This window comes from Salinisphaera orenii subsp. halophila YIM 95161, assembly GCF_003732545.1.
Classification (GTDB): Bacteria; Pseudomonadota; Gammaproteobacteria; order Nevskiales; family Salinisphaeraceae; genus Salinisphaera; species Salinisphaera orenii_A.
On record NZ_AYKF01000140.1, the window covers coordinates 1 to 7,419 of the forward strand.

Genomic DNA, 7,419 nt, shown 5'->3' on the forward strand with positions numbered 1-7,419 from the left:
TCCACATGTGAAAGCCGGATTCTCGGTAAGCTCCGCCTAACCTGCAATGCTTAAGTGAACAGCATTACGCCACCGGCGGGCTTTTTTGATGGCCGGGGCCTGTTGCGCGGCGGCCGCAGAACTTGAAAAAGCGCCGACCGGGCCGCATACCGCCGTGTTAGGTGGCGAGGGCGCCACGGTCACCATTCAACAGCCACAGATCGGACGAGCCAAGCGATGAGTGAAGAGCAGTCGAACCCGGACACCGAAAGCGCGCAGCCGAGCGCGAACGCCGAGAAACACGGTTTTCAGGCCGAGGTGAAACAGCTGCTGCAGCTGATGATCCATTCGATGTATTCGAACAAGGAGGTGTTCGCCCGCGAACTGATCTCCAACGCGTCGGATGCGCTGGACACGCTGCGCTTCGAAGGCCTCAAGGACGATTCGCTGTTCGAAGGCGATTCCGAGCTGCAGATCTGGATCGATCAGGACAAGGACGGCCGCACCGTTTCGATCTCGGACAACGGTATCGGCATGACGCGCGACCAGGTCATGGAGCGCATCGGCACGATCGCCAAGTCCGGCACGCGTGCCTTTCTCGACAGCTTGTCCGGCGACGAGAAGAAGGACGCCAAGCTGATCGGCCAATTTGGCGTCGGTTTCTATTCGGCCTTCATCGTGGCCGATCAGGTCGTGGTGGACACCCGCCGCGGCGGCGAATCCACCGGCGTGCGCTGGATCTCGGACGGCGGCGGCGAATACACGTTGGAAGAAATCGACAAGCCGCAGCGCGGCACCACCGTCACGCTGCATCTGCGCGAAGGCGAAGAGGAATTCACCGAGCCGCACCGCATGCGGCATCTGGTCAAGACCTATTCCGACCATATCGCCTTCCCCATCAAGATGCGCGAGCAGCTGTCGGAAGAAGACGAGCAGGAAGGCAAGGAAGCCGGCTGGGAACAGGTCAACCGCGGCGCCCCGCTGTGGGCCGAGCCCAAGTCGAAGCTGTCCGACGAGGACTACGCCGAGTTCTACAAGCACACCTGCAACGACTTCGAGGATCCGCTCACCTGGACCCACAACAAGGTCGAGGGCAGCCAGGAATACACCAACCTGTTGTATATCCCGAAGCGGGCGCCGTTCGATCTGTTCGATCCGAACGGCAAGGCCCACGGCGTGAAGCTGTATGTGCAGCGCGTGTTCATCATGGACGACGCCGACAAGCTCATGCCGCGCTACCTGCGGTTCGTGAAGGGCGTGATCGATTCCAACGATCTGCCGCTCAACGTTTCGCGCGAGCTCCTGCAGAACAACCGCCTGCTGGACAAGATCCGCTCCGGGTCGGTGAAGAAGGTGCTCGGCCTGATCGAATCGATGGCCAAGGACGAGGAAGAGCCCGAGAAGTTCAAGACCTTCTCCAACGAGTTCGGCACGGTGTTGAAGGAAGGCATCGTCGAGGACTACGAAAACCAGGCCCGCATCGCCAAGCTGTTGCGCTTCAAGACCACGACCGACGAGTCGGCCGATCCGGGCGTGTCGCTGGATACCTATATCGAGCGCATGGCCGAAGGCCAGGACAAGGTCTACTACATCACCGCGGATACGCTGGCCGAGGCCAAGCACAGCCCACATCTCGAGATCTTCAAGAAGAAGGGCATCGAGGTGCTGCTGCTCACCGACCGCGTCGACGAGTGGGTGATGGCCCACATGACCGAGTACGAGGGCAAGGAGTTCTCCTCGGTCGCCAAGGGCGCGCTGGATCTCGGCGAGGCCGAGACCGAAGAGGAAAAGGAGCAGCAGAAAAAGCTCGAGGAGGAATCCTCCAACCTGGTCGAGCGCATCAAGGAAGCGCTGGGCGATCGGGTCAACGAGGTTCGGGTCACGCACCGCCTGACCGATTCCCCGGCGTGTCTCGTGGCCGACGAGCACGGCATGTCGGCGCATCTCGAGCGCATTCTCAAGGAAGCCGGCCAGGAGATGCCCAATAGCGCGCCGCATCTCGAGATCAACCCGACCCATCCGCTGGTGGAAAAGCTGGCCGATGAGCAGGGCGAGGACGAGTTCAACTCCTTCTCGCAGATGCTGTTCGAGCAGGCCGTGCTGGCCGAGGGCGGCGAGCTGGAGGATCCGGCGACGTTCGTGCGGCGGATGAACCAGATGCTGCTGGCAGTCTCGCGCGGCGCGGCCTAGGCGCCGGGGTCGCCCCCGGCGGTGCGAGCGGGCATAGTCGGGGGCGTACCGACACGGAGGAACACGACCATGAAGAACACGCTGCGAATCGGCACTGCCCTGATCGGGCTCACGCTCGCCAGCATGGCGGCGACAGCCGCGGCCCAGACCGTCGAGATCGGCGGCACCACGCTCGACCTCGGCGAGTCTCGGGCCGACACGCTGGCGATCGCCAACGCCCAGTTCGACGTGTCGCCGACCGGCACGAGCGGGCACTACAATCTTTATCCCAAGCCCCGCGCCGGCGACTCCCGGGATACGCCGCGGGGACCGGCGATCGGCAGCCTCACCCTCGAGGACGACCGGCTCGTGCGGGTCACGCACAATCTCGGCTCGTTTCGCAGTCAGGATGCCGAGGCCGCCATCGAGAATCTCATCGCGGCTTTCGACCGGGCGCCCGCGAGCGGCGAACGCCCGAGCGTGCACACCGATCGCGCCGGGTCGGGCCAGGGCGGCACGTCGCGGGTGTACTTCAGCTATCCGGACCGCGTGATCCAGATCGTGATCTATCGGCCGGACTTCGAGGGCGGCATGGCCACCATCGACATCACGGAACAGTACGCCCTGCGCGGCGGCAGCCGTCCACAGTCGACGCCGATGGCCGAATAGCGTGCTCTGGGCCGCTACCGTCGCCGCCGGCGCGATCATCGTCGCGCTGGCGGCCTATGCCGGCTGGCTGTGGTGGCGGGTCGCGACCCAGCGACGCGACCGCGACCGTCACAACGCGGCCGTGCTGGCCGACACCCAGGCCGAGCGGAGCGCGAGCATCGCCATCCTCGCGGACAGCCTCCTGACCGGCGAGCTCAATCTCTCCGAAGGCGCGATCCGGCTCAAGGTGCTGCTGGACCATTGGTATGCCCCCGGCAGCGGGCAGGCCGACTACCCCGCGATCTATCGTCTCTATCTGTCCACCTGTACGATGCCACGCGGCGCCGAGCGTGATGCCCGGCCGAAACGCGAGATACGCCGCCTCGATCGCGAGCGGGAAGCGTTCGAACTCGCGGCGCGAGACGCCGTGCTCGCCGAAGCCCAGGCGCTTCAGCAGCGCTTCGGCGTGCCGCCCGGCCGTGCCGGGCTGAGCCGGCTGCAGGTCGCGCCCTAGGCCTTTTTAGGGTTCGCGCGGAGCGAACCTCTACCGGTGTTTCCGAAAACGCCGCGGCTTGGCCTCGTGGCGGGTTCGCCTGCGCGCATGTCCGCGAGACGGATCGCATCGTCCGGCGCCCCGATCATTTCAATGATGGAGTGTGGATGACAACCACAGACGATACCCCGCGCATCAGTGTGCCCATGGCGGCGCTGCCGATCGTGCTGACGTTTCTGGTGCTGGGACTGCAGCTTTTCGTGTTCGACACCTTCGTGCCGCACGTGCCGCTAATACTCGGTATCGGCATCACCGCTGCGCTCGGCCGGCTCAACGGCTGCAGCTGGGACGCCATGCAGGACGGCATGCTGCACGTGGTGCGCGTCGGTCTGCCGGCTCTGGGGATTCTGCTGCTGGTCGGCATGATCACGGGCGTGTGGATCGCAGCGGGCACCGTCCCGACCCTGATCTACTACGGCCTGGAACTGCTCAGCCCGCAGGCCTTTCTCGCCACCGCGGCGATCCTCTGTGCCGTGGTCTCCGTGTCGCTGGGCACCTCCTGGGGCACGCTCGGCACCGTCGGTCTCGCGCTGATGGGCATCGGTCACGGCTTCGGCCTGCCGGCCTACTGGACCGCCGGCGCGGTGGTGTCGGGCGCGTTCTTCGGCGACAAGATATCGCCGCTGTCCGATACCACCAATCTCGCCCCCGCGGTCACCGGCGTGAATCTGTTTACGCATATCCGCAACCTCATGCCCACCACCGTGCCCTCGATGGCGATCGCGCTGGCCGTCTATACCGTGGCCGGCTTCGTGTTGATCGGCAACCAGCCGGTTTCGTTCGAGCGCATTACGAGCATCACCGACGGCCTGGCGGCGCATTTCACGATCTCGGCGTGGACGCTCCTCCCGGTGGTGCTGGTGATCGGCCTGGCGCTGGCGCGCATGCCGGCGATGCCGACACTGTTCTTCGGTGTGCTCGTCGGCGCGGTCACCGCCCTGATCGCCCAGGGGGCGAGTCTGGCCTCGATCTTCGACGAGGCCTTCGCCGGCTACAGCATCGAGACCGGCGTCGAGTCCATCGACGGCCTGCTCAACGGTGGCGGCATCCAGTCGATGACCTGGGTGATCACGCTGCTGCTGATCGCGCTGTCCTACGGCGGCGTGCTGGAGCGCACCGGCTGTCTGCGGGCGCTCATCGAGGCGCTGGTACAGCGCGTGCGCAGCTTCGGCGGGCTTCAGACCTCGGCGATCGGTGCCGCGGCGAGCACCAACGTGGTCGCCGGCGATCCCTATCTGTCGATCGCGCTCACCGGACGCATGTTCGGTCCGGCCTATCGCGGTCAGGGAGCGGCCATGCGCAATCTCTCGCGGGCGACAGAGGAGGGCGGCACGCTCGTCTCCCCGCTGGTGCCCTGGAACGCCGGCGGCGCGGTCGTGATCACCGCGCTGGGACTGGGCATCGCCGAGGGACAGGCGATCAACCTGCTCTACATCCCGCTGGCCTTCGCCTGCTGGCTGTCGCCGCTGATCGGCATGGCCTACGGCTGGCTGGGGTGGTTCTCCCCGCGGGCCGACGCGACCGAGCGCGCGCAGTGGCAGCGCGACGGCGAGCACGTGCTGGACGTCGACGGGCTCACGCCGGCCTCGCCGTCGCTGGCTGCGACTAGTCGGCGCTAGCGCAGACGGGGCTTTCCTGCCCGATCGCGGCACAGCCGATGCCGCGCGGGTCGGCGGCCGCATCCATGCGGTCGTCGACCCGATCCCATATCACCGCATGCATGTCGCCGTAGCGGCGATCGACCCGCTTGAGCCGGTGGCCGAGTGCCTCCAGACCGTCGATGGTGTCCGCCGACAGGGCGCCGGTCTCGTATTCGACCGCGTCCGGCAGATACTGGTGGTGATAGCGCGGGGTCGACACCACGCTTTCGGCGTCACCGCCGTGGGTGAAGTCGAGCACGCCCAGCAGCACCATGGAGATGATCCGCGAGCCGCCCGGCGTGCCGAGCGCGAGCGTCCGGTCGTCGCCGACCACGAATGTCGGCGTCATGCTCGACAGCGGCCGCTTGCCCGGTGCGATCGCGTTGGCTTCGCTGCTGACCAGCCCGTAGCCGTTGGGCGTGAGCGGCTTGGCCGCGAAGTCGTCCATCTCGTCGTTGAGGAACACCCCGGTGCCGGCGGCGACCATGCCCGAGCCGAAGGGGAAGTTCACCGACAGCGTGGCCGCAACCCGGTTGCCCTCGGCGTCGATCACCGAGAAGTGGGTCGTGTGGCGGCCGTTGGCGTGATCGGCGGTGACCCGGGCGAGTTCGTTGCTGCGCGTGGCCCGGTCGCGACGGATCCCGACCCGCAGCCCCGCGGCGTAGCGCTTGTCGGTCAGGCGCGCGATCGGCATGTCGACGAAGTCGGGATCGCCGAGATAGACCGCGCGGTCGCGGTAGGCGCGGCGCATCGCCTCGATGGTGACGTGGCGGCGCTGGACGTCGTCCAGCCCGGCCCAGTCGAACCCCTCGATGATGTTCAGCGCCTCGACCAGCACCGGGCCGCCGGAGGACGGCGGTCCGGCGGATACGATCTCGTAGCGCCCCTGCGGCGTCTTGTAGCGGCCGCGTATGGGTTCGCGCTCCACGACCTCGTAGTCCGCCAGATCCTGACGGGTCCAGATCCCGCCGGCGCTCTGCACGGCTTCCACGAGGCGGCGGGCGACGTCGCCGTCGTAGAAGCCGGCGCGGCCCTCTCGCGCCAGGATCTCGAGCGTCCGGGCCAGATCCGGCTGGCGCAGGGTGGTGCCGACCGGCAGCGGCTGATCGTCGTCGTCGAGGATCAGCGCCGCGCTGGCCGGATACCGGGCGAGCACGTCGCGGCGGTATTCGGCCAGTCGGTGCATGTGCTCGCCCACGGGAAAGCCCTCGCGGGCGAGGCGGATGGCCGGCGCCAGGCTGGTGGCCAGATCGAGCGCGCCGTACTTGCTCGCCATGTGCACCAGTGCCGCGGGCTCGCCCGGGATGCCCGCGGCCAGGGCGCCGTCGCGCGAGGCGTCCTCGATGAACTCGCCCGAGTCGTCGAGATACATGTCGCGGCTGGCGGCGTTCGGTGCCTTCTCGCGGCCGTCGACCATGATGTCGCGGCCGCTGTCGGCCTCGTGCAGCAGCCAGAAACCGCCGCCGCCGAGCCCCGAGCCCTGCGGCTCGACCACCGCCAGGGCCGCGGAGACCGCCACCGCCGCGTCGAAGGCGTTGCCGCCCTGTTCGAGTACGGTCATGCCCGCCCGGGTGGCCGCCGGATGGGCGCTGGATATCGCCGGGGCCGGGGGCGTGTCGCTGTCGGCGGCGGCCGGCAGGGGTGTGGCCGGGAGAACGAGGGCGGCGAGCAGCAGGGTCAGGGTGCGGCGCATCGATGAACGACGTGGTTGAGGCAGGGCGCCAAGATACCCTGTCGAATCATCGCACTCCAGCCGCTGCCCGCGGGCCGGCCGGTCGCTAGCCGGCCGTCTTCTCGTGCAGCTTGTCGGCCACCAGCCCCGGCACGAGCCCGCTGATGCGCCCGTCCAGGAACGCGATCTCCCGCACCAGCGTCGACGAGATGTGAGCGAACTCCGGCGAGGGGGCGAGGAAGATGGTGTCCACCTGGGGCGCCAGATGGCGGTTCATCACCGCCATCTGTTTCTCGTATTCGTAATCGCCGACCCCGCGGACCCCGCGGACCAGCACCCGCACCTCGTGCTTGCGCGCGAAGTCGACGATCAGGCCGCTGACCGGCATGACCACGACGTTGTCGACGTCGGCGAGCACCTGCTTGGCCAGCTCCACGCGCTCGGCGTGGTCGAAGATGGATTTCTTGCTCGCGTTGCTGGCGACCGCGACGATCAGTTCGCTGAACATGCTGGCGGCCCGCCGGATGACGTCGGCGTGGCCGTTGGTGATCGGATCGAAGGTCCCCGTGTACGCGGCGCGTATGGATTTGGATTGGCTCATGGCCGGCTATCTTCGCTGCGCGCGCCGGGCTGTGCAAGACAATAGCCGACAGCGCCGGCGCGTCTGGCCCGCAGGAGGTCGAAATCGTCGGCCAGCAGCGCCTCGATATGCGCCTGGCGCGCGGCCGGATATTCCAGATACAGGCGGGCGCCGGGGG

At 67.5% G+C, this 7,419-nt stretch carries 6 protein-coding genes; 4 read left to right on the forward strand and 2 right to left on the reverse strand.

The window, feature by feature from the left end; genetic code table 11:
- Nucleotides 1-216: 216 nt before the first annotated feature.
- From htpG to nhaC, 4 genes are all read left to right on the forward strand, one after another.
- Nucleotides 217-2,169 carry a molecular chaperone HtpG gene (gene htpG, locus SAHL_RS16575; RefSeq protein WP_123592526.1) on the forward strand — a complete coding sequence of 651 codons (1,953 nt, stop codon included), beginning with the start codon at nt 217-219 and terminating at the stop codon, nt 2,167-2,169.
- Nucleotides 2,170-2,238: 69 nt separating this feature from the next.
- Nucleotides 2,239-2,817, forward strand: coding sequence for a hypothetical protein (locus SAHL_RS16580; protein ID WP_123592527.1), 579 nt, complete (start codon nt 2,239-2,241; stop codon nt 2,815-2,817).
- A 1-nt stretch (nt 2,818) separates the two neighbouring features.
- Nucleotides 2,819-3,310, forward strand: a complete 492-nt coding sequence (locus SAHL_RS16585) for a DUF2489 domain-containing protein (RefSeq protein WP_184947788.1) — start codon at nt 2,819-2,821, stop codon at nt 3,308-3,310.
- Between the two features lie 146 nt (nt 3,311-3,456).
- Complete coding sequence (gene nhaC / locus SAHL_RS16590) at nt 3,457-4,968, forward strand: Na+/H+ antiporter NhaC (RefSeq protein WP_221178012.1); 1,512 nt, start codon at nt 3,457-3,459, stop codon at nt 4,966-4,968.
- Here the strand turns inward: nhaC and ggt are convergent.
- Together ggt and coaD are read right to left on the reverse strand one after the other, a co-directional pair.
- On the reverse strand, nt 4,955-6,682 hold the full coding sequence (gene ggt, locus SAHL_RS16595) for a gamma-glutamyltransferase (protein WP_123592529.1): 1,728 nt from the start codon (nt 6,680-6,682) through the stop codon (nt 4,955-4,957). The genes nhaC and ggt overlap by 14 nt on opposite strands.
- Nucleotides 6,683-6,767: 85 nt before the next feature.
- Nucleotides 6,768-7,262: a pantetheine-phosphate adenylyltransferase gene (gene coaD, locus SAHL_RS16600; protein WP_123592530.1), complete on the reverse strand. Its 495-nt coding sequence runs from the start codon at nt 7,260-7,262 to the stop codon at nt 6,768-6,770.
- Nucleotides 7,263-7,419 lie beyond the last annotated feature (157 nt).

Excerpts from the sequence above, each read along its gene's own strand:
- ggt (WP_123592529.1), bottom strand. The coding sequence starts at position 6,682 with ATGCGCCGCACCCTGACCCTGCTGCTCGCCGCCCTCGTTCTCCCGGCC.
- coaD (WP_123592530.1), bottom strand. The coding sequence starts at position 7,262 with ATGAGCCAATCCAAATCCATACGCGCCGCGTACACGGGGACCTTCGAT.
- SAHL_RS16580 (WP_123592527.1), top strand. The coding sequence starts at position 2,239 with ATGAAGAACACGCTGCGAATCGGCACTGCCCTGATCGGGCTCACGCTC.
- htpG (WP_123592526.1), top strand. The coding sequence starts at position 217 with ATGAGTGAAGAGCAGTCGAACCCGGACACCGAAAGCGCGCAGCCGAGC.
- nhaC (WP_221178012.1), top strand. The coding sequence starts at position 3,457 with ATGACAACCACAGACGATACCCCGCGCATCAGTGTGCCCATGGCGGCG.